Source organism: Caenimonas aquaedulcis, assembly GCF_015831345.1.
Lineage (GTDB): Bacteria > Pseudomonadota > Gammaproteobacteria > Burkholderiales > Burkholderiaceae_C > Ramlibacter > Ramlibacter aquaedulcis.
On sequence record NZ_JADWYS010000001.1, the window covers coordinates 3186708 to 3207533 of the forward strand.

A 20826-nucleotide genomic window follows, 5' to 3' on the forward strand; every position below is an offset into this window, starting at 1 on the left:
ATTATCCGCGCGACAGGCGCATGGCGGCCAGGCACGTGGCCCAGATCTTTCCGGACGCAGAATTCGCAGAAGTTACGCAGAAGAAATTCGGGAAGAACATCCAGTGAAATCTTGAATCCTTCTTGTCTTCCTTCTGCGTGACCTCCGCGAATTCTGCGTCCGGAAGTCCGCAGTAACCTCAGGATTGCCGCAACTTGAACCGCTGCAGCTTCCCCGTCTCCGTCCTCGGCAGCGCCGCCACGAACTCGATCTCGCGCGGGTACTTGAACGGCGCGATCGACGCCTTCACGTGGTCCTGCAGTGCCTTCGTCATGGCCGCATCGCCCGTATGCCCGGGTTTCAGGACGCAAAAGGCCTTCACGATCATCCCGCGCTCGTCGTCGGGCTTGCCGATCACGCCGCACTCCGCCACCGCGGGGTGGCGCAGCAGCGCATCCTCGACTTCGGGGCCGCCGACGTTGTAGCCGGACGTGATGATCATGTCGTCGGCGCGTGCCTGGTAGAAGAAGTACCCGTCCGCATCCTGCATGAACGCATCGCCCGGATAGTTCCAGCCGTCCTTCACGTAGTTGGACTGGCGCGCGTCGTCGAGGTACTTGCAGCCCGTCGGGCCGATCACCGCGAGCTTGCCGATCGTGCCGCGCGGCACCTCGCGTCCTTCGTCGTCCACGACCTTCGCGGTGTAGCCGGGAACGGCTTTGCCGATCGCGCCGGGGCGAACGTCTTCCGGCGGCGAGGAGATGAAGATGTGGAACATCTCCGTCGCGCCGATGCCGTCGGTCATCTCGATGCCGCTCGCCTGCTTCCACAGCTGGCGGGTCGCGTCGGGCAGGCCTTCGCCGGCGCTCACGCAGGTCCGCAGCCGGCCGACGCCGTGCTCGCGCGCGAAGGGCGCCATCTGCCGGTAGAAGGTCGGCGCGGTGTAGCAGATGGTCGCGCCGGTCTCGTTGATCGTGCGCACCATCGATTCGGGCGTGTACGGTGCGTCGGGGAAGTAGACGCTCGCCCCGGCCCACATCGGGAACACCAGCAGGCCGCCCAGCCCGAAGGTGAACGCGAGCGGCGGCGAGCCGACCACGATGTCCTCGGGCGTCGCGCGCAGCACGTGGCGCGGCCAGGCTTCGCACGCGGCGATGACGTCGCGGTGCGTGTGCATCGCGGCCTTGGGTTTGCCGGTGGTGCCGGAGGTGAAGGCGAGCATCGCGATGTCGTCGGCGCTGGTCGGGCAGGCGGTGAAGCCGCCGTCCTTCTGCGCGGCACGCACCGCGAGCGATCCGGGCTGGTCCGGCGCATTGAACGCGACCACCGTCGCCAGCACCGGCCGGTCCTTGCGCGCGAGTTCCAGTTCCTCCAGCAGCCTCGCGTCGCACAGCGCCACGGTGGGCTGGGCCTTGTCGATGATGTCGCCGAGCTCGCGTGCTCGCAGCAGCGGCATCGTGGCGACCGCGATCAGGCCGGCCTTGACTACCGCGAGCCACGCGAGCGCCAGGCCGATGCTGTTGCCGCCGCGCAGCAGCACGCGGTTGCCGGGCACGAGGCCCAGGTCTTCCGTCAGCACGCGGCAGATGCGGTCCACGCGGTCGCGCACGTCCTCGTAGCTCAGGGTGATGCGGCTGGAACGCAGCATGGGCCGGTCGCCGAATCCCTTCGCGGGTGCCTGGTCCAGGAGCACGTCCACCAGGTTCAGCTGCGCGGGCAGACGGAGTTCGGACAGGTCGTAGCGCATCTGCGCCAGCTGGTGCGCGGCGGGCAGGCGATCGTGCGCGAAGCGATCGGTTTGCGCGGAAGGTACAGCCGCTGCCATGGGTCAGACCGCCGCTTCGGTGCGCGCCTGCGCGTGGTCCTTCACCTTGCCCAGCAGCTTGTGCAGCGTGGCGATGTCCTTGTCGTTCAGCCCGGCGAAGGCGTCCACGATCCAGCTTTCGTGCTGGCGCGCCATCTCGTGGAACAGCTTGCGGCCCTTGGGGGTGAGGCGCACGCGGTAGGCCCGGCGGTCCCCCTCGACGTCGACGCGGTCGACCAGGCCCTCGGACACCAGCTGGTCGGTGATGCCCGTGACGTTGCCGCCCGTGACCATCATCCGCCGCGACAGCTCGTTCATCTTCAGCCCGTCGGGCGCGCGTTCGAGCTGGGCCATCAGGTCGAAGCGGGGAAGGGTGGTGTCGAAGCGCTCGCGCAGCTGGCTGCGCACCTGCTTTTCGACGATCTGCGTGCACGTGAGCAGGCGCAGCCACAGCCGCAGGGCCTCCGGATGCTCGCTGTGGGCTCTGGCTTCCATGTCCATGGGAAATCCTGCTTTTTATCGTCGGGTCTAAATAGTTTAGACCTAAACAAAGTGGTGTCAACAGGGCTTCATCTGCCTTGACGCAACCCGGTCCACCCCCGGAAACGCGATGTCGTCCTACAACGCGACAATTGACGGATCGCGGGTCAATTGGCAAGAATTTACGTATGGACACGCTGCTGCGAAAGATCGAATCGCAACTTGCGGGCCTGCCCGTGCCGGTCGCCATCGAGCTGCCGGCAGGCCAGCGCGTGGGCCCCCCCGCGGCGGCGGTCACGCTGTCCTTCAAGGACTGGTCCGGGCTTGCCACCATGGCCGCGGGGCAGATCGGGCGAATCGCGGAAGACTTCGTCGAAAGCCGTGTGCAGCTCGAAGGCCGCATGCGCGACCTCATGGCGGTGGCGGCCCGCCTGATGCCCGACACGCCGGTGGCCGGCAGCGCCAGCTGGTTGACGCTCCTGCTGCGCCGGGCGAAGTCGCTGGCCGCGCATTCCCCGCACCGCGACGCACAGCAGATCCAGTTCCACTACGACGTCTCCGACGATTTCTACGCGCTGTGGCTGGACCCGCGCAGGGTCTACTCCTGCGCCTACTATCGCGACGCCGACATGTCCCTCGCGCAGGCGCAGGAGGCCAAGCTCGACCACATCTGCCGCAAGCTGATGCTGCGGTCCGGCGAGCGCTTCCTGGACATCGGCGCAGGCTGGGGCGGCCTCCTCATGTGGGCGGCCGAGAACTACGGCGTCCGGGCGACCGGCATCACGCTGTCGAAGAACCAGCACGCGTACGTGCAGCAGCTCATCCGCGACAAGGGCCTCGAGGGCCGCGTGAAGATGGAGCTGCGCGACTACCGCGAGCTGGACGAAGCGCAGGGCTACGACAAGATCGCGTCGGTCGGCATGTTCGAGCACGTGGGGCAGGCCAACATGCCGGCCTACTTCGCGAAGATCCACGCCCTCCTCAAGCCCGGCGGCATGGTGATGAACCATGGCATCACGGCCGGCAGCGTCGCGGACCAGCAGCTCGGCGCGGGCATGGGCGACTTCATCGAAAAGTACATCTTCCCGGGCGGCGAGCTGCTGCACGTGAGCCATGTGCTGCGCGACCTGTCGGCCGCGGGGCTGGAGATGGTGGACACCGAGAACCTGCGGCCCCACTACGGGCGCACGCTCTGGGCCTGGTCGGATGCGCTGGAGGGACGGCTGGACGAGGCGCGGCACGTGCTGGCCACCAGCGGGAATGCCGTGGATGCGGAGCGTGTGCTGCGCGCCTACCGGCTGTACCTGGCCGGCTGCGCGATGAGCTTCGAGCAGGGCTGGATCGGCCTGCACCAGATTCTTGCGACACGGCCCGACGGACAGTTGCAAACGGGGGCGATCCGCGGCGCACAATCGGCCTATCCCTTCAACCGCGGCTATATCTACAGCCCCTCCCGCTGATGCTCTACAAATTCAAATCCAAGGCCGCCGGCGACCTCATCATGCTCGAGCCCAACGGCCGCCGCGTGCTGGAGATCATCGGCAAGGACGCCGGCCCCAAGGGCATCATCCTGCCCGAGCAGATGCCCGGCGCGATCTCCTCGCTCGAGTCCGCGATCGCGAAGGAAGAGTCGGACCAGAAGGCGCTCGCCGACGAGGCCAAGGCCAAGGGCGAGCCCGCGCCGAAGTTCGACGGCGTCTCGCTGCGCCAGCGCGCCGTGCCCTTCCTGGACATGCTCAAGCGCTGCCAGCAGGCCGGCGCCGAGGTCGTCTGGGGCGTGTAGCCCTCAGTCGACCTTCGCGCCGGAGTCCTTCACCACCTTCGCCCACTTCCTGTGTTCCGCGTCGATGTGGCGCGCGAACTCCGCCGGCGTGTCGCCGCTCGGGATCGCGCCTTGCGCCAGCATCTTCTCCTTGATCGCCGCGGTCCCCAGCGACCTGGCGACTTCCTGCTGGATGCGGTTGACGATGTCGGGTGGGGTTCCGGCCGGCGCCAGCAGGCCGAACCAGGAGGTCGCGTCGAAGCCCTTGAGCCCCGCGGCCTCTTCGATCGTCGGCACGTCGGGCAGGGCGCCCGAACGCTGGCGGCTCGTCACGGCCAGGGCCTTGAGCTTGCCCGCCTTGATCTGCGGGAGCGACGACGGCAGGTTGTCGAACATCACGTCCATGGTGCCGCCGACCATGTCCAGGAGGGCGGGGCCCGAACCGCGATACGGGAAGTGCACGAGGTAGGTGCCCGTCATGCTCTTGAACAATTCGCCGGCCAGGTGGATCGACGTGCCGTTGCCGCTCGAGGCCATGTTGATCTTGCCGGGATGCGACTTGGCGTACGCGATGAAGTCCCGCACGTTGTTGATGCCCAGCGCCTTTGCCTTCTCGGTCTGCATCTCCATCACGTTGGGCACGCCGGCCACCATGGTGATCGGCGCGAAGTCCTTGATCGGGTCATAGGGCAGCTTGTCGTACAGCGCGCGGTTGATGCCGTGCGTGCCCACGGTTCCCATGAGCAGCGTGTAGCCGTCCGGCGCGGACTTGGCGACGATGTCCGCGCCCACGTTGCCGCCCGCGCCCGCGCGGTTGTCCACGATGAACTGCTGGCCGAACGCCTTCGACAACTCCGGCGCGACCGCGCGCGCGAGGATGTCTGTGGTGCCGCCCGCCGCGAACGGCACGACGATGCGCACCGGTTTGTTCGGCCAGGCGCCCTGCGCCAGCGACGGCAATGCGAGCGAGGCCGCGCCGGAGGCGAGGGCGCCGAGCACGAGGCGGCGCTGCGTGGAATGCAGGTGTGTCATGGGGTCGTCTCCAGGATGCTTCTGGGGTTCATCGTAATGGATGTGGAATGAAAAAAGCCGCCCGAAGGCGGCTCTTTCGCGATGCCATGCGGCTTCAGTCGGCGTAGACGCCGGCGGCCTTGATGATCGGGCTCCATTTCTGGATTTCGGCGGCGACGAACTTCTTGTGCTCCGCCGGCTCCATGCGCTTGTCGCTCACGATCACCGCGCCCAGGCCTTCCTCGTTCTTGATGAACGCCGGGTCCTTGAGCGCGACCTTCAACGCGTCGTTCAGCTTCTTCTGCACGTCGGCGGGTGTGCCCTTGGGCGCGTAGAGGCCGTGCCAGATCGTGACCTGGAAGTCCTTCACGCCGGCTTCCTGCATCGTGGGCAGGTCCTTCAGCGCGGGCGTCGTCAGGCGCTTGGGCGTGGTGACGGCGAAGGCCTTCACCTTCTTCGCCTCGATCTGGCTGGAGGTGTTGGTGCTCTGGTCGCACATGATGTCGATCTGGCCGCCGATGAGGTCCGTCATCGCCGGGCCGGTGCCCTTGTACGGGACGGGCGTCATGTCGGTCTTCATGGCTTCCTGGAACAGCAGGCCGCACAGGTGCGAGGCCGAGCCGACGCCGGCGTTGCCCAGGTTGATCTTGCCCTTGTTCTGGCCGATCCAGGTGGTGAGTTCCTTGAAGTTGTTCGCGGGCAGCGAGGGCTTGCCGATGATCGTCATCGGCACGTCGTTGATCGCGCCCAGGTACTCGAAATCGGACTCGACCTTGAACGGGATGTTGCGCACCAGCGTGGGCATGGTGGCCATGCCGATGTGGTGGACGAGCAGCGTGTAGCCGTCGGGATTGGCCTTGGCGACCTTGTTGGCGCCGATGGAGCCGCCCGCGCCCGCCGCGTTGTCCACGACGATGCTGATGCCGCCCAGCGGCTTGCGCATGGCTTCGGCCAGGTCGCGCGCGACGCGGTCGGTCGGGCCGCCGGCCGCGAAGGGCACGACGATGGTGATGACCTTGCCGGAAGCCGGGAAGGGGTCGGCGGCGGTGGCGCCGAAAGCCGTGATCGCGAGCGCGATCGGGGCAAGGGTCTTGAAGAGCTTGTTCATGGGCGGATCACTCCTTGGTGCGATGCACGCATGGTAGGCGCACCAGGGCGCCTTGCCATCTCGGTAACTACTTATCGGGATTGGGGAAAGCCCTCGACCGGGGCCGCCCAGCTCAGCCGCCCGCTACTTGTAGCTGCGCGCGTCCTCGATGACCTTGCCGTCGTTGGGCAGGCTGCCGGGCTGCAGCAGCTCGACGCCGCCGCGCAGCTTGGTCACATCGCGGATCGCCTCTCCGATGCGCGCGTCCAGCCCCTGGCTCATCGGGCTCGCCTCGACCTTGAGCGTCATCACGTCGTCGGCCATCTCCCCGCTCACGACCAGCCGGGCCTTCAGCACCTCCGGAAAGCGGCGCGCGATGTCCGCCACCTGCCCCGGGTGCACGAACATGCCGCGGATCTTGGTCGTCTGGTCCGCGCGGCCCATCCAGCCCTTGATGCGCGTGTTGGTCCGCCCGGTGGGGCAGGAGCCTGGCAGGACCGCCGAGAGGTCGCCCGTGCCGAAACGGATCAGCGGGTAGGCGGGGTTGAGGGTGGTCACGACGACTTCGCCGACCTCGCCGTCCGCCACCAGGTCGCCCGTGCCCGGACGCACGATCTCGAGGATGACGGACTCCTCCAGCACCATGCCCTCGAGCGCGGCGGTTTCGTAGGCGAGGAGGCCGAGGTCCGCGGTCGCGTAGCTCTGGAAGACCGTGATGCCCTGCTCGGCGAACCAGGTGCGCAGGCTCGGCGGCAGCGCCTCCCCGCCGGTGAGCGCCTTGCGCATGCTGGAGATGTCGCTGCCGGTTTCGCGCGCCTTCTCCACGAGGATGCGCAGGAAGCTGGGCGTGCCTGCGTAGGCCTCGGGCCGCAGTTCGGCGATGGCCTGCAGCTGCTGCTCGGTCTGGCCGACGCCGCCGGGAAAAACGCTGCAGCCCACGGCGTGCGCGCCGGATTCCATGATGAAGGCGCCCGGGGTCATGTGGTAGCTGAAGGCGTTGTGCACGAGCTCGCCGGAGCGAAAGCCCGCCGCGAACATCGCGCGCCCGACGCGCCAGTAGTCGCTGCCGGTGCCCTCCGGCTCGTAGATCGGGCCGGGCGAGGCGTAGACGCGCGGCATCTTCGGGCCGCGCACCAGCGTGGAAAAGCCGCCGAAGGGATCGGCCGCGCGGCGCGCCTTCTGGCGCTCGAGCAGCTCGCTCTTGCGGGTGACGGGCAGCTTCGCCAGCGCATCGCGCGAGGCGATCGCGTCCGCGTCGACGCCCGCGAGGATCTCGGCGTACGCCGTGGAGTTGCGCTGCGCATGCGCGACCTGCTGCGGCAGGTCCAGCATCAGCTGCGCCTCCCGCGCCCCGGGGTCGCGCGCTTCCAGCGCGTCGAAATGTTCGCTCATGTGCTTCCCTCCGTGGGGCGTCAGGCCAGCCAGCGCTTGCGCCGCTTGTAGCTCTTCACGTCCCTGAAACTCTTCCGCTCGCCGCCGCCCATGCCGAGGTAGAACTCCTTGACGTCCTCGTTGGTTGCGAGCTCGGCCGCCTGCCCGTCCATCACGACACGTCCGCTCTCCATGATGTAGCCGTAGTCCGAATACTTCAGCGCCATGCTGGTGTTCTGCTCCGCGAGGAGGAAGGTGACCTTCTCGCGCGCGTTGAGGTCCTTCACGATGTCGAAGACCTCCTGCACGATCTGCGGCGCGAGGCCCATCGACGGTTCGTCCAGCAGCACCATGCTCGGGTTGGCCATCAGCGCGCGGCCGATGGCGCACATCTGCTGCTCCCCGCCGGAGGTGTAGGCCGCCTGCGACGTGCGCCGCGTCTTGAGCCGCGGGAAGTACGTGTAGACCTTCTCGAGGTTGGCCGCGACTTCGCCCTTGCTCTTGCGGGTGTAGGCCCCGGTGAGGAGGTTCTCCTCGATGGTGAGGTGGGCGAAGCAATGCCGGCCCTCCATCACCTGCACGACCCCGCGCTCGACCAGGTCGGCCGGCGTGAGGTTTTCGATGCGCTCGCCGCGCAGCTCGATGGAGCCCTTGGTCACCGCGCCGCGCTCGCCCTTCAGCAGGTTCGAGACGGCGCGAAGGGTCGTCGTCTTGCCCGCGCCGTTGCCGCCGAGCAGCGCCACGATCCCGCCCTCGGGCACCTGCAGCGAAACACCCTTGAGCACGAGGATCACGTGGTTGTAGATGACCTCGATGCCGCTGACGTCGAGAAGGGCTTTCGCTTGCATGGCAGGTGCTCCGGGCGTCGCGATCTCAGGAAGCGCAGTCGGAAGCCGCGCGGCGCGTGAGCTTCTTGTCGGCCAGGTACTTGTCCGCGCCGGCCTTGACCATCGGCTTGATGATCTGCTCGTCGGCGGTGTAGTACTCCGGATGCACGATCCACTGCTTGCCGTCCCAGGTTTCGATGCGCGCGGTGGTGGAGCCCATGTGGTCGGCGCACGAGGTGCTGATCGGCTTCATCACCTGGTCGAGGCCCAGCGAGGCGAGCTTCTTCTGGTCGAGCGCGAGATTCTCCAGGCCCCAGCGGACCTGCTCGGGCGTCATGACCTTGCCCTTGCCGTAGCGCTCCTGCGCGCGGCGCACCGCTTCGACGCCCAGCGCCTGGATGATCACGCCGCGGGTGTACAGCACCGAGCCGACTTCATCCTTCGGGCCCGTGCCCCGGCCCTTGTCGTGGACGAACTTCAGGATGTCCTGGATGACCTTGGGCTGCGTGCCGGCCGTGTTGAGCGCGAGCGCGTTGTAGCCCTTCGCGCCTTCGCCGACGTCCTTGGTGTCGGGCTCGGCGCCGGCCCACCATACGCCATACATCTTGTCGCGCGGGTAGCCCGTGGCCTGCGCTTCCTTGAGCGCGGTGGAGTTCATCACGCCCCAGCCCCACAGCAGCACGTAATCCGGGCGCAGCTGCCGCACCTGCAGCCAGGCGGCCTTCTGCTCGACGCCGGGGGCGGTCACCGGGATCAGGTCCAGCTTGAAGCCGTGCATGCGCTCGCGCTCCTGCAGGAGCGGGATCGGCTCCTTGCCGAAGGGCGAGTCGTGGTAGACGAGCGCGATCTTCTTGCCCTTGAGCTTGTCGAGACCGCCTTCCTTCTTGCCGATCGCCTGGATCAGGATGTCGGCGCCGGTCCAGTAGCTGCCCATGAGCGGGAAATTCCACTTGAAGGCATTGCCGTCCTGCGCGACCGACAGGCCGTAGCCCAGTGTGATCAGCGGGATTTTGTCCTTGTCCACCTTCTCGGTCAGCGCGAAGGTGATGCCGGTCGCCTGGGGATCGAACAGGGTCATGCCCGGCCGGCCCTTCAGGCGCTCGTAGCACTCCACGCCGCGGTCCGTGGCGTAACCGGTCTCGCATTCCTCGAACGTGAGCTTCACGCCGTTGATGCCGCCGTCGCGCGCATTGATCATCTTCAGGTAATCCTGCTTGCCGTTCGCCCAGGGCGTGCCGTTGGGTGCGTACGGCCCGGTGCGGTAGGACAGCAGCGGGAAGAACTGCTCCTTGGCCTGCGCGAAGGCGACGCTCGGGGCGAGCGTCGCGGCGGCCGCAGTGATCGCCGCGAGGGCGAGTAGCTTTCTGGGCAACATCATGGTTTGTCTCCTTGGTTGAAGTGGGGGGTCACAGCGCGATGCGGGTCAATGGGGGAAGGGCCAGAGGCGCAGCTTCTGCTTGCCGGTGGACCAGAGCTTGGCGAGCCCGTGCGGCTCGACGATGAGGAACCACACGATCAGCGCGCCGAAGATCATGAGTTCGGCATGCGAGGCGGCTTCCGTGGAAACGGACAGTCCGACAAGCGACGCCGCGAAAGGCAGGAACTGGTTGAGGAAGATCGGCAGCACCACGATGAAGGCGGCGCCGAAGAACGCGCCCGTGATCGAGCCGAGCCCGCCGATGATCACCATGAAGAGCAGGCGGAAGGAGACGTCCACGTTGAACGCGGCAGGCTCCCAGGCGCCGAGGTACACGAACGCCCACAGGGCCCCGGCCATCCCGACGATGAAGGAACTCACGGCGAAGGCGGTGAGCTTCGCGTAGACGGGGCGGATGCCGATCACCGCGGCGGCGACGTCCATGTCGCGGATCGCCATCCACTCGCGGCCAATGGCGCTGCGCACGAGGTTCTTCGCGAGCAGGGCGACGATGCACAGCACCGTGAGGCAGAACCAGTACTTGCTCACGCCGCTTTCGATCGGCAGGCCGAACACCTGCAGGCCGTTCACCGACACGGAGCCCGAGGGCGAATCGTTCACGAGCCATTTGATGCGCAGGAACATCCAGTCGGCGAAGAACTGCGCGGCCAGCGTCGCGACGGCGAGGTACAGGCCCTTCACGCGCAGGCTGGGCAGGCCGAAGACGATGCCGAAGGCCGTGGCGCACAGGCCGCCGAGGATGAGCGCGGGCACGAGCGGCATGTCGGGGATGCGCACGAAGAAGTTGTACGCGCCGTACGCGCCCACGGCCATGAACGCGCCGGAGCCCAGCGAGATCTGCCCGCAGTAGCCGACCAGGATGTTCACGCCCAGCGCGGCGAGGGCCATGATGAGGAAGGGGATCAGGATCGCGCGGAAGTAGTAGTCCGACGCGAAGGACGGGACCACGAGGAACGCGAAGGCGAGCAGCGCGAGGATGGTCCAGCGGTCCTGCAGGATCGGGAAGATCTGCAGGTCCGCGCGGTAGCTGGTCTTGAACTGGCCGTTTTCCCGGTAGAGCATCTCAAATGCCTAGATGATTTTTTGGTTCCGACACGCTTCGCTTAACTTTTGCTGCGCAAAAGTTAGTCTGCACCGAAAGATCATTGACGGCGTATTTCATACGCGGTCAATGATCTTTTCGCCGAAGAGGCCCTGCGGCCGCACCAGCAGGAAGCCCAGCGCCAGCACGTAGGCGAACCAGATTTCGATGCCGCCGCCGACCAGCGGACCGATGTACACCTCGGAGAGTTTTTCGCCCACGCCGATCACGAGGCCGCCGATGATCGCGCCCGGCACGGAGGTGAGGCCGCCCAGGATCACCACGGGCAGCGCGCGCAGCGCCACCGTCGCGAGCGAGAACTGCACGCCCAGCTTGCTGCCCCAGATCATCCCGGCGACGAGGGCCACGACGCCCGCGACGCACCACACGATCACCCAGATGCGCGCGAGCGGGATGCCGATGGACTGCGCGGCCTGGTGGTCGTCCGCCACCGCGCGCAGCGCGCGGCCCGTGCCGGTTTTCTGGAAGAACAGGCTCAGCGCCGCGACCAGCACGGCCGCGATGCACGCGGCGTAGAGGTCTTCCTTGTTGACGAGGATGCCGCCCTGGAAGGTGTTTTCCAGGATGAACACGGGATCCTTGGGCATGCCGATGTCGATTTTGTAGATGCTGCTGCCGAACAGGGTCTGGCCCATGCCTTCGAGGAAGTAGGCGATGCCCAGCGTGGCCATCAGGAGCGTCGCGCCTTCCTGGTTCACCAGGTGGCGCAGCACGAGCTTCTCGACGAGCCACGCGACGACGAACATCAGCGCGCCCGCGAGCACGAAGGCCGCCATGTCCGCCAGCACCTTGTTCGACAGCCCGGTCCACTGCGGGATCCATTCGGAAAAGCGCGCCATCGCGAGCGCCGCGAACAGCACCATCGCGCCCTGCGCGAAGTTGAAGACGCCCGAGGCCTTGAAGATGAGGACGAAGCCCAGCGCGACGAGCGCGTAGAGCATGCCGGCCATGAGGCCGCCGATGAGGGTTTCGAGGAAGAAGGCCATCGTGTCAGTCACTCGTGCCGAGGTAGGCGTTGATCACCTCGGGGTTGTTTCGAACTTCGTCGGGCGTGCCGTCGCCGATCTTCTTGCCGTAGTCCAGCACCACGACGCGGTCGCTGATGTCCATCACCACGCCCATGTCGTGCTCGATCAGCACCACGGTCGTGCCGAACTCGTCGTTCACGTCCAGCACGAAGCGGCACATATCCTGCTTCTCCTCGACGTTCATGCCGGCCATCGGCTCGTCGAGCAGCAGCACCTGCGGCTCCATCGCGAGCGCGCGGCCGAGGTCGACGCGCTTCTGCAGGCCGTACGGCAGCTGCCCGACGGGTGTCTTGCGAAAGGCCTGGATCTCCAGGAAGTCGATGATGTGCTCGACGAATTCGCGGTGCCGCATCTCCTCGCGCTCCGCGGGACCGATGCGCAGCGCCTGCATGAAAAGGTTGCTCTTGATGCGCAGGTTGCGCCCCGTCATGATGTTGTCCAGAACGCTCATGCCCTTGAAGAGGGCGAGGTTCTGGAAGGTGCGCGCCACGCCCATCACAGCGACCTGGTGGCTGTTCATGTGCTTGAAGGTCTTGCCGCGGAAGGTGATCGAGCCCTGCTGCGGCTGGTACACGCCGTTGATGCAGTTGAGCATCGAGCTCTTGCCCGCGCCGTTGGGCCCGATGATCGCGCGGATCTCGTGCTCGCGGACGTCGAAGGAGATGTCGGTGAGCGCCTTCACGCCGCCGAAGGCGAGCGAGATGTTCTGTACGTCGAGGATGACCTCGCCGACCTTGCGCCTGGCGGCCGTCAGGTGTTCCGCGTCGGTCATGTTCATGCGGCCGCCTTCACGGGTGAGAAGATCTTCGTGTCCACGATGCGCAGCGTGGCGTTGACGCTGCCGGTGCGGCCGTCCTCGAACTTCACCTGCGTCTCGATGTACTGCTCGGACTTGCCGCCGTATAGCGCATCGACCAGCACCTGGTACTTGTCGGCGATGTAGCCGCGGCGGACCTTGTTCGTGCGCGTGAGCTCGCCGTCGTCGGCGTCCAGCTCCTTGTGCAGGATGAGGAAGCGGCTCACCTGCGAGCCCGCGAGCCGCTCGTCGGCGGCGAGGTCGGCGTTGACCTTCTCGACGCAGTCCTTGATGAGCTCGTAGACCTCGGGCTTTTGCGCGAGGTCGGTGTAGCCCGCATACGGCAGGTTGCGCCGCTCGGCCCAGTTGCCCACCGCATCGAAGTCGATGTTGATCATCGCGCACACGCGCTCGCGCCCGTCGCCGTAGGCCACGGCTTCCTTGATGTAGGGGAAGAACTTCAGCTTGTTCTCCACGTACTTGGGCGCGAACATCGCGCCGTCGTTCGCGCCGCCGCGGATGCGCCCGACGTCCTTCACGCGGTCGATGATCTTCAGGTGCCCCTGCGCGTCGAGGAAGCCCGCGTCGCTCGTGTGGTACCAGCCGTCGGCCGTCAGCACCTCGGCCGTCGCGGCCGGGTTCTTGTAGTACTCCTTGAGCAGGCCGCCCGAGCGCACGAGGATCTCCCCGTTGTCCGCGACCTTGATCTCCACGCCGTCGATCGGGATGCCGACGGTGTCGGACCTGGCCTGGTCGTCCGGCTGCAGGCAGACGAACACCGCCGTCTCGGTCGAGCCGTACAACTGCTTGAGGTTGATGCCGATGGAGCGGTAGAAGGTGAAGAGGTCCGGCCCGATCGCCTCGCCGGCCGTGTAGCCGACGCGCACGCGCGAGAAACCCAGGTTGTTGCGCAGCGGGCCGTAGACGAAGAAGTCGCCCAGCGCGTAGAGCAGGCGGTCGGCGGCGCCCACGGGCTTGCGGTCCATCAGCGCCGGGCCGACGCGGCGCGCAACGTCCATGAAGGCGTGGAACATCCTGCGCTTGAGCCAGCCCGCGTCTTCCATGCGGATCATCACCGTGGTGAGCAGTCCCTCGAAGACGCGCGGCGGCGCGAAGTAGTAGGTGGGCCCGATCTCCTTCAGGTCGATCATCACCGTGCCGGCGGACTCGGGGCAGTTCACCACGTAGCCGCAGCACAGCCACTGCGCGTAGCTGAAGATGTTCTGCCCGATCCATGCGGGCGGCAGGTAGGCGAGCACCTCTTCGCGGTGCGTGAGCTTGTCGAACGCGGCGCCGGCACTCGCGCGGTCGAGCAGCGTGCGATGGGTGTGCACCACGCCCTTGGGGTTGCCCGTCGTGCCCGAGGTATAGAACATCGCCGCGACGTCGTCGGGCTTCGCCTGCTCGAGGCGGGCCTTGAAGAAGCCCGGCTCGCGCGCCGCGAACTGCGCGCCGGATTGCAGCAGCGCGTCGAGCGACTGCAGGCCCGGCTCGCTGTAGTTGCGCAGCCCGCGCGGGTCATCGAAAAAGATGGCCTGCAGGCCGGGGCACTGAGCGCGTACTTCGAGCAGTTTGTCGACCTGCTCCTGGTCTTCCGCGAAGGCGAAGCGCACTTCCGCGTTGTTGAGGGGAAAGACGCATTCGGCGGCGACGGCGTCCTGGTAGAGCGGCACCGGGATCGCGCCGAGCGACTGCACCGCGAGCATCGTCGCGTACAGGCGCGGCCGGTTCGCGCCGATCAGCACCATGTGCTCGCCCGGGCGCAGCCCCGCTTCGTGCAGGCCGCAGGCGAGATGCTCGACGAGCTGCGCGAGGCCGGCCCAGTCGTGCGCGCGCCAGATGCCGTACTCCTTCTCGCGCATGGCTGCGTCGTGCGGGCGCTCCTGCGCGTGGCGCATCAGCAGTCGCGGAAACGTGGTCTCCATTCGCGGGTCCTCGTGAGGGGTCGGGTGAGTGGGCGAATGCTAGGACCGACTTTGACGCCGGGATGTCTTTGCAACGACAATCCTAGGGAATGTCCTAGTAGGGCTTCATCCCATGTCGACCGACCTCACCCTTCACCAGCGCAGGCGTGACCCGACACCCGCCGAACTGGCGGGCATTCCCTGGCTGCGCCTCCTGAAGGGCACGGAGTACGAGCGCGCCGTGGGGCACATCAAGGTGGCCGACGCCATGCCGGGCGACTACCTCTGCCGCATCGGCCGGCCGGTGACCTACTGGTTCGGCGTGGTGGAGGGCCTGCTCAAGATGAGCAGCGACAACGCGCAGGGCCAGACCGTCACCTTCAGCGGCCTGCCGCCGGGCGGATGGTTCGGTGAGGGCACCGCGCTCAAGCGCGAGGCCTACCGCTACAACATCCAGGCGCTGCGGCGCAGCGTCGTCGCCGGCCTGCCGGTCGACACCTTCCACTGGTTGCTGGACAACTCGATCGGCTTCAACCGCTTCGTGATGAACCAGCTCAACGAGCGGCTCGCGCAGTTCATCGCGGCACGCGAGATCGACCGCATGAACAACCCGGACCTGCGCGTGGCGCGCAGCCTCGCGGCGCTTTTCAACCCGGTGCTCTTCCCCGGCGTGGGCGACGTGCTGCGCATCACGCAGCAGGAACTCGCATACCTCGTGGGCCTCTCGCGCCAGCGGGTGAACGAGGCACTGACGGCGCTGGAGGCCGCGCAGACGATCCGCGTCGAATATGGCGGCCTGCGCGTGCTCGATCTCGATGCTTTGCGGTCGAACGACTTTGCTCGAGCAGTGCATGCGGCATGAAGGCTGCGTCCAAAAAAACCGCGGGCACAATCGCCCTCAACGACAGAAGAGAGATTTGCAACGTGCCTGAACCATCCACCACACGGCTGAACAAGCGCATGGCCGAACTGGGGATGTGCTCCCGGCGCGAGGCCGACGACTGGATCGCGCGCGGCTGGGTGCGCGTGGACGGCCAGGTCGCGCCGATGGGGCTGCAGGTCGCGGCCGACGCCCGCATCGACGTCGACCCGAAGGCGCGCGGCCAGCAGCAGGAGCAGGTCACCATCCTGCTGAACAAGCCCATCGGCTACGTGAGCGGCCAGGCGGAGGACGGCTACCAGCCCGCCGTGGTGCTCGTGGAAGAGCGCAACCACTGGCGCGGCGATGCGTCGAAGACGAGGTTCGCCCCGCAACAGCTGCGCGGGCTCGCGCCGGCAGGCCGGCTGGACATCGATTCGATCGGGTTGCTCGTGCTCACGCAGGACGGGCGAATCGCGCGCCAGCTGATCGGCGAAGACAGCGGCATGGAAAAGGAATACCTGGTGCGCGTGACCTACGGCGACGTCGCCGCCGACGTGCAGTCGGCATTCCCGCGCGCGCAGCTCATGCGGCTTCGCCACGGCCTCTCGCTCGACAACCAGCCGCTCAAACCCGCGCAGGTGGATTGGCAGAACCCCGAGCAGCTTCGCTTCGTGCTGACGGAAGGCAAGAAGCGGCAGATCCGCCGCATGTGCGAGCAGGTCGGCCTGAAGGTGGTGGGCCTGAAGCGCATCCGCATCGGCCGCGTGCTGCTCGGCAACCTGCCGGTCGGACAATGGCGATACCTCGCTCCGCAAGAGCGTTTCTAGGACGGACACATGAACAAGACACTCGTGGCGATGGCCCTGTCGGCATTGGCCTTTTGCGGTGGCGTGCACGCGCAGGGCGCGGGGGTGGTGAACGCGATCTGCAGCACCGACCAGTCCTGGTGCGAACTCGCCGCGCAGGACTTCACGCGCGCGACCGGCGTGAGGGTGCTGCAGACGCGCAAGGCAACGGGCGAGGCACTGGCGCAATTGCGCGCGGAGCAGGCCAACCCGAAGACCGACATCTGGTGGGGCGGCACGGGCGATCCGTACTACCAGGCCGCCGAGCTGGGCCTGCTCGATGCCTATCGCCCCGATTACCTCGGCGACCTGCACGGCTGGGCGGTGCGGCAGTACGCGATGAGCCAGAACTACGTCGGCGGCTTCTACACGAGCGCGATCGGCTTCGGCTGGAACGAAGAGGTGCTCAAGACAAAGAAGCTGCCCGCGCCGAAGTGCTGGAAGGACCTGCTCGATCCGCGCTACAAGGGCGAGATCGAGACCTCGCATCCCGGCTCCAGCGGCACGGGCTACACCATCCTCGCCGGCCTCGTGCAGATGATGGGCGAAGACCAGGCGTTCGACTACCTCAAGAAGCTTCACAAGAACATCACGCAGTACACGCGCAGCGGCACCGCGCAGGCGCGCAGCGTGGCCAAGGGCGAGGTCGCGATCGGGGTGAGCTTCATCTTCGGCTTCGACAACGAGCGCCTGACGAACAAGTTTCCTGTCTACGCGGCCGCCCCCTGCGAAGGCACGAGCTACGAGATCGGCGGCATTGCCCTGGTAAAGGGCGCGCGCAACCATGAGGGTGCGAAGCGCTATTACGACTGGCTGATGAGCAAGACCGGCCAGGAAGTCGGTGCGCGTGCGAACAGCCTGCAGTTCCCGGCGAACAAGACGGTGAAACTCGATCCGCGGATCCCGCCGCTGGACAACGTGCGGCTGATCAAGTACGACTTCGAAAAATACGGGAAGGCGTCGGAGCGGCGGCGCCTGGTTGAAAAGTGGGTGAAAGAGGTGGAATCGCTGCCTCGGTAGACAGGCCATGCGAGGCGCCAACGATTTTGAACGCAGAGGACGCAAAGGTTACGCAGAGGACGCAGAGGACGCAGAAGAACAGCCGAAGGGAATTCAAAAAATTCAATTGGATTTGTTTTCTTTTGTATTCCTTTTGCGTCCTCTGCGAATCCTTTGCGTCCTCTGCGTTCAAAAGCTGTAGCTTCGCCGAGAAACTAATCCCCGCCTAAATCTCGCAAAATAGACTCGGTGCACCCTCCAAGAGGAAGCACCCCATGTACACCCTCTCCATGCACCGCATCGCCTTCTCCGCCCTGTTCTTCGCCGCCCTGGCCGCGTTGGTCACCGGTGTCGTCGCCGCGTGGGGCATGCAGCTCAGTCCCGTGCTCGGCCTCGCGTCGCTCGTGGTGTCGGGGCTGCTCTTCTGGGGTGTCGCGGCACTCCACAATGCCGTGCGCGAGGCCCGCTGGGACGCGGGCCAGCGACTTCGCTAGTCCCCACCGCATGAGAGTCCTGCTGGTCGAAGACGACGAGATGATCGGCCAGAGCCTGAAGCAGGCCCTGGGCGCGAACGGCTGGTCGGTCGACTGGGTCAAGGACGGCCTGCTGGCGCAAAGCGCGCTCGGCGACGGCGGCTACGCCTGCGTGCTGCTCGACCTCGGCCTGCCCAAGCGCGACGGCATCGAAGTCCTGCGCAAGGCGCGCAGCCTCGGCGACCACACGCCCGTGCTCGTGCTCACCGCGCGCGACGGCATCGACGACCGCATCACCGGCCTGGACATCGGCGCCGACGACTACCTCGTCAAACCCTACGAATTCCGCGAGCTGCTCGCGCGCATGCGCGCGGTGATCCGCCGGCGCGACGGCAGCGCGCACTCGGTGATCGGCGGCACGGGCGTGCAGCTGGACCTCACCACGCGCGAAGTGCTGGTGCAGGGCGAGCGCTCGCAACTCTCGGCGCGCGAATTCGCGCTCCTGCACGCGCTGCTCGAGCGGCCCGGCGCGATCCTCTCGCGCGACCAGCTCGAATCGCGCATCTATGGCTGGGGCGAGGAAGTGAGCAGCAACGCGGTGGACGTCCTCATTCACGGCATGCGCCGGAAGCTCGGCGCCGACACGATCCGCAATGTGCGCGGCCTGGGCTGGCGCATCGCCGCGACGGCGACGCCGGCCGCATCGGCGGAGGGCACCGCATCGTGATGCGCTTCCACGCCGAGCCGATCGCCCGCCAGCACGCGCGCTTCAACGTCTTTCCCGAAGGCAGGCTGTGCTCGCTGCGGCGGGCGATGCTGTTGTGGCTGGTTCCGCTCTTCCTGGTCGTGGGCGCGGCGTCCGCCGCGTTCTCGTACTTCAGTTATTGCCGCATGGTCGGCGAATTCATGGACGACCAGATGCAGCAGCTCGGCCAGTCCATCGCGGCGCAGGGCGAGCACATGGTGCCGCCGGCGCAGTCGGCCGAGCGCATCCGCGACTGGGGCGCCTACGTCGTGCAGGTGTGGACGCCGGACGGGCGGCTCCAGGCGACCTCATGGGCGCCGCTCGCCGCGCCGCTGCAGGCCGAAACGGGCTTTCACGACGTGACCGCGAGCGACGCGCGATGGCGTCTCTACACGTCTCCACCTGGGGGGCCCGGCAAGCGGCAGGTGCAGATTTTCCAGAGCGAGGCGTTTCGCGACACCCTGGCGGCCGAACGCGCAGCCTCGGCCCTCGCGCCGGTGCTGATCCTGCTGCCCTTGTCGATCCTCGTGCTGTGGCTGCTGTCGGGTGCGATGTCGCGCGCGGTGCAGGACATCGGCCGCGAGGCGCAGCAGCAGGACCTCAATTCGCCGCAGGGCCTGTCGACGGACCGCGTGCCCGCGGAACTGCGGCCCATGGTGGTGTCGTTCAACATGCTGCTGTCGCGGCTGCGCGAATCGTTCGCCATGAAGCGCCGCTTCGTTCAGGACGCCGCGCATGAACTTCGAACGCCGCTTACCGCCGTCGCGCTGCAGCTGGAAAACGTGCGCCGCGACATGCCCGATGGCGCGTGCCAGCAAAGCTTCGCGCAGCTCGAGGCCGGCGTGCAGCGCGCGCAACGGCTGGTGGACCAGCTCCTGAAACTCTCGCGCCAGGAGGCGCCGGTGGTGGACGCGGACACCACGCTCGACCTGCAGGCGCAACTGACGGAAAGCATTGGCGCGCTGATCGCCCTGGCGGACCAGCGTGGCATCGACCTGGGCCTGGTGGCCGACGAGAACGCGCGCCCGGTCACCTTGAAGTGTTCGGCGAGCGACCTGCGCAGCGTGGTGGACAACCTCATCGAGAACGCGTTGCGCTACACCCCGCCGGGCGGCGTCGTCGACGTGCGCCTCGTCACGAACGAAGCGACGCCCGCGATCGAAGTCATCGACACGGGCCCCGGCATCCCCGAGGACATGCTCCCGCGCGTGTTCGACCGCTTCTTCCGCGTGCCGGGCAGCACCGTGAACGGCAGCGGCCTGGGCCTCGCGATCGCGCAAGCCGCGGCGGAGCGCTGCGGCCTGCGCATCGTGCTGCGCAACCGCACGGACCGCAGCGGCCTCATCGCGCGCGTCGAAGCGGCGCGCTGATCTCTCCTGGCGTCTCAAGTCAAGGACGCAGAATTCGCAGAAGTGACGCAGAACTGAATTCAGAAAATCCAATTGAATTTTTCTGGGCTTCCTTCTGCGTAACCTCTGCGATTTCTGCGTCCAAAAAAGGGATGACACGCACACCGCTAACCCCCACCTAAGTCAACGCTAAGGCTCGCCTAAATCCCCCCGCCTACAGTGAGATCACGGTTGGTGCTTGAAGAAGAAAACAAGCTGCAACCGCAAACAGGTTGTTTGTCATTCACTCACTGAAAGGTCTCATCATCATGAACTCCAAAGCCATCCTCGCCATCGCCGCTTTCGCCGCTGTCGCTTCCGTGGGCGCCCGCGCCGACGAAGCCGACGCTTCGCAATACGGCGTGCAATTCCAGGGCAGCCGCACCCGTGCGGAAGTCATGGCCGAAGCCGCCACCGTCGCCCGTACGCGCAGCGTCGAGCCCGCAGGCTCGCGCGTCGCCGCGCAAGTGAAGTCCACCGTCGACAGCAAGGCCGTGCGTGCGGAAGCCGCGCAAGCCCTGCGCCTCGGCCAGATCTCCTCGGGCGAAGGCAACAGCTGATCCCTGTTGTTCCGGTTGTCTCCTCCAGATGCAAAAAGCGCCCCTCCGGGCGCTTTTTGTTTGGGGAGACGGAAAGATCAGAACGTGACGGTCATGGGCGCCGCGTCCGCAGGCACCACCCGAGCCAGTTCGCCGCCCGTGGCCTGCGCCGCATCCACGTGCAGCACGATGGTGCCGCCCATGGCCATGTCCAGCAGCGGGTGGGCCGCCTCGAAGGACGCCAGCGTCAGCGTCCAGGTGTCGCCGAGCCCGGAGGCGGGGCCTACCGACGATTCGAGCGCGAAGGACGAGAAGGGCAGGAGATCGATGCTCATAGGCGGCTAATGTACCGCGCGGCAGCCCGGCTGTGCGGCCGCGCAAGGGCC

At 66.9% G+C, this 20826-nt stretch carries 21 protein-coding genes; 9 read left to right on the forward strand and 12 right to left on the reverse strand.

What is annotated here, in order from left to right:
• Positions 1–178: 178 nt before the first annotated feature.
• Together I5803_RS15295 and I5803_RS15300 are read right to left on the reverse strand one after the other, a co-directional pair.
• Positions 179–1804 (reverse strand): AMP-binding protein, encoded by a 1626-nt coding sequence (locus I5803_RS15295; protein ID WP_196987193.1) that lies wholly within the window; start codon positions 1802–1804, stop codon positions 179–181.
• Between the two features lie 3 nt (positions 1805–1807).
• A complete protein-coding gene (locus I5803_RS15300; protein WP_196987194.1) occupies positions 1808–2284 on the reverse strand; it encodes a MarR family winged helix-turn-helix transcriptional regulator in 477 nt (158 codons plus the stop codon).
• A 167-nt stretch (positions 2285–2451) separates the two neighbouring features.
• Between I5803_RS15300 and I5803_RS15305 the strand changes: the two genes are divergently transcribed.
• Both I5803_RS15305 and I5803_RS15310 read left to right on the forward strand, forming a co-directional pair.
• Entirely contained in the window at positions 2452–3723 is a 1272-nt protein-coding gene (locus I5803_RS15305; protein WP_196987195.1) for a class I SAM-dependent methyltransferase, read from the forward strand.
• Positions 3723–4046 (forward strand): DUF1840 domain-containing protein, encoded by a 324-nt coding sequence (locus I5803_RS15310; protein ID WP_196987196.1) that lies wholly within the window; start codon positions 3723–3725, stop codon positions 4044–4046. The genes I5803_RS15305 and I5803_RS15310 overlap by 1 nt, the downstream gene beginning before the upstream one ends.
• Positions 4047–4049: 3 nt before the next feature.
• Here the strand turns inward: I5803_RS15310 and I5803_RS15315 are convergent, their stop codons facing one another.
• The 9 genes from I5803_RS15315 to I5803_RS15355 all read right to left on the reverse strand — a co-directional run bounded on the left by I5803_RS15315 (position 4050) and on the right by I5803_RS15355 (position 14610).
• A complete protein-coding gene (locus I5803_RS15315) occupies positions 4050–5057 on the reverse strand; it encodes a Bug family tripartite tricarboxylate transporter substrate binding protein (protein WP_196987197.1) in 1008 nt (335 codons plus the stop codon).
• A gap of 94 nt (positions 5058–5151) precedes the next feature.
• Positions 5152–6144 carry a tripartite tricarboxylate transporter substrate-binding protein gene (locus I5803_RS15320; RefSeq protein ID WP_196987198.1) on the reverse strand — a complete coding sequence of 331 codons (993 nt, stop codon included), beginning with the start codon at positions 6142–6144 and terminating at the stop codon, positions 5152–5154.
• A 123-nt stretch (positions 6145–6267) separates the two neighbouring features.
• Positions 6268–7515, reverse strand: a complete 1248-nt coding sequence (locus tag I5803_RS15325) for a phenylacetate--CoA ligase family protein (RefSeq protein ID WP_196987199.1) — start codon at positions 7513–7515, stop codon at positions 6268–6270.
• Positions 7516–7535: 20 nt separating this feature from the next.
• The gene (locus tag I5803_RS15330) at positions 7536–8342 is read right to left on the reverse strand and encodes an ABC transporter ATP-binding protein (protein ID WP_196987200.1); all 807 of its coding nucleotides are present in this window, start codon (positions 8340–8342) and stop codon (positions 7536–7538) included.
• A gap of 25 nt (positions 8343–8367) precedes the next feature.
• Positions 8368–9699, reverse strand: coding sequence for an ABC transporter substrate-binding protein (locus I5803_RS15335; protein WP_196987201.1), 1332 nt, complete (start codon positions 9697–9699; stop codon positions 8368–8370).
• Positions 9700–9744: 45 nt separating this feature from the next.
• On the reverse strand, positions 9745–10821 hold the full coding sequence (locus I5803_RS15340) for a branched-chain amino acid ABC transporter permease (RefSeq protein WP_196987202.1): 1077 nt from the start codon (positions 10819–10821) through the stop codon (positions 9745–9747).
• Between the two features lie 96 nt (positions 10822–10917).
• Positions 10918–11847: a branched-chain amino acid ABC transporter permease gene (locus I5803_RS15345; RefSeq protein ID WP_196987203.1), complete on the reverse strand. Its 930-nt coding sequence runs from the start codon at positions 11845–11847 to the stop codon at positions 10918–10920.
• Between the two features lie 4 nt (positions 11848–11851).
• Positions 11852–12667 carry an ABC transporter ATP-binding protein gene (locus I5803_RS15350; RefSeq protein ID WP_231402429.1) on the reverse strand — a complete coding sequence of 272 codons (816 nt, stop codon included), beginning with the start codon at positions 12665–12667 and terminating at the stop codon, positions 11852–11854.
• A complete protein-coding gene (locus I5803_RS15355) occupies positions 12664–14610 on the reverse strand; it encodes an AMP-dependent synthetase/ligase (RefSeq protein ID WP_196987204.1) in 1947 nt (648 codons plus the stop codon). The genes I5803_RS15350 and I5803_RS15355 overlap by 4 nt, the downstream gene beginning before the upstream one ends.
• 112 nt (positions 14611–14722) lie before the next feature.
• Between I5803_RS15355 and I5803_RS15360 the strand changes: the two genes are divergently transcribed.
• From I5803_RS15360 to I5803_RS15390, 7 genes are all read left to right on the forward strand, one after another.
• Positions 14723–15451: a Crp/Fnr family transcriptional regulator gene (locus I5803_RS15360; protein ID WP_196987205.1), complete on the forward strand. Its 729-nt coding sequence runs from the start codon at positions 14723–14725 to the stop codon at positions 15449–15451.
• A gap of 62 nt (positions 15452–15513) precedes the next feature.
• A complete protein-coding gene (locus tag I5803_RS15365) occupies positions 15514–16278 on the forward strand; it encodes a pseudouridine synthase (RefSeq protein WP_354001672.1) in 765 nt (254 codons plus the stop codon).
• A gap of 30 nt (positions 16279–16308) precedes the next feature.
• Positions 16309–17316, forward strand: coding sequence for an ABC transporter substrate-binding protein (locus I5803_RS15370; protein ID WP_231402837.1), 1008 nt, complete (start codon positions 16309–16311; stop codon positions 17314–17316).
• 254 nt (positions 17317–17570) lie between these two features.
• Entirely contained in the window at positions 17571–17789 is a 219-nt protein-coding gene (locus I5803_RS15375) for a hypothetical protein (protein WP_196987208.1), read from the forward strand.
• Between the two features lie 10 nt (positions 17790–17799).
• Positions 17800–18495 carry a response regulator transcription factor gene (locus I5803_RS15380; protein ID WP_196987209.1) on the forward strand — a complete coding sequence of 232 codons (696 nt, stop codon included), beginning with the start codon at positions 17800–17802 and terminating at the stop codon, positions 18493–18495.
• Positions 18495–19883, forward strand: coding sequence for an ATP-binding protein (locus tag I5803_RS15385; RefSeq protein WP_196987210.1), 1389 nt, complete (start codon positions 18495–18497; stop codon positions 19881–19883). The genes I5803_RS15380 and I5803_RS15385 overlap by 1 nt, the downstream gene beginning before the upstream one ends.
• A 287-nt stretch (positions 19884–20170) precedes the next feature.
• On the forward strand, positions 20171–20461 hold the full coding sequence (locus I5803_RS15390) for a DUF4148 domain-containing protein (RefSeq protein WP_196987211.1): 291 nt from the start codon (positions 20171–20173) through the stop codon (positions 20459–20461).
• Positions 20462–20538: 77 nt separating this feature from the next.
• Here I5803_RS15390 and I5803_RS15395 read toward each other — a convergent pair whose 3' ends face one another.
• The gene (locus I5803_RS15395; RefSeq protein WP_196987212.1) at positions 20539–20775 is read right to left on the reverse strand and encodes a hypothetical protein; all 237 of its coding nucleotides are present in this window, start codon (positions 20773–20775) and stop codon (positions 20539–20541) included.
• Between the last annotated feature and the right edge of the window lie 51 nt (positions 20776–20826).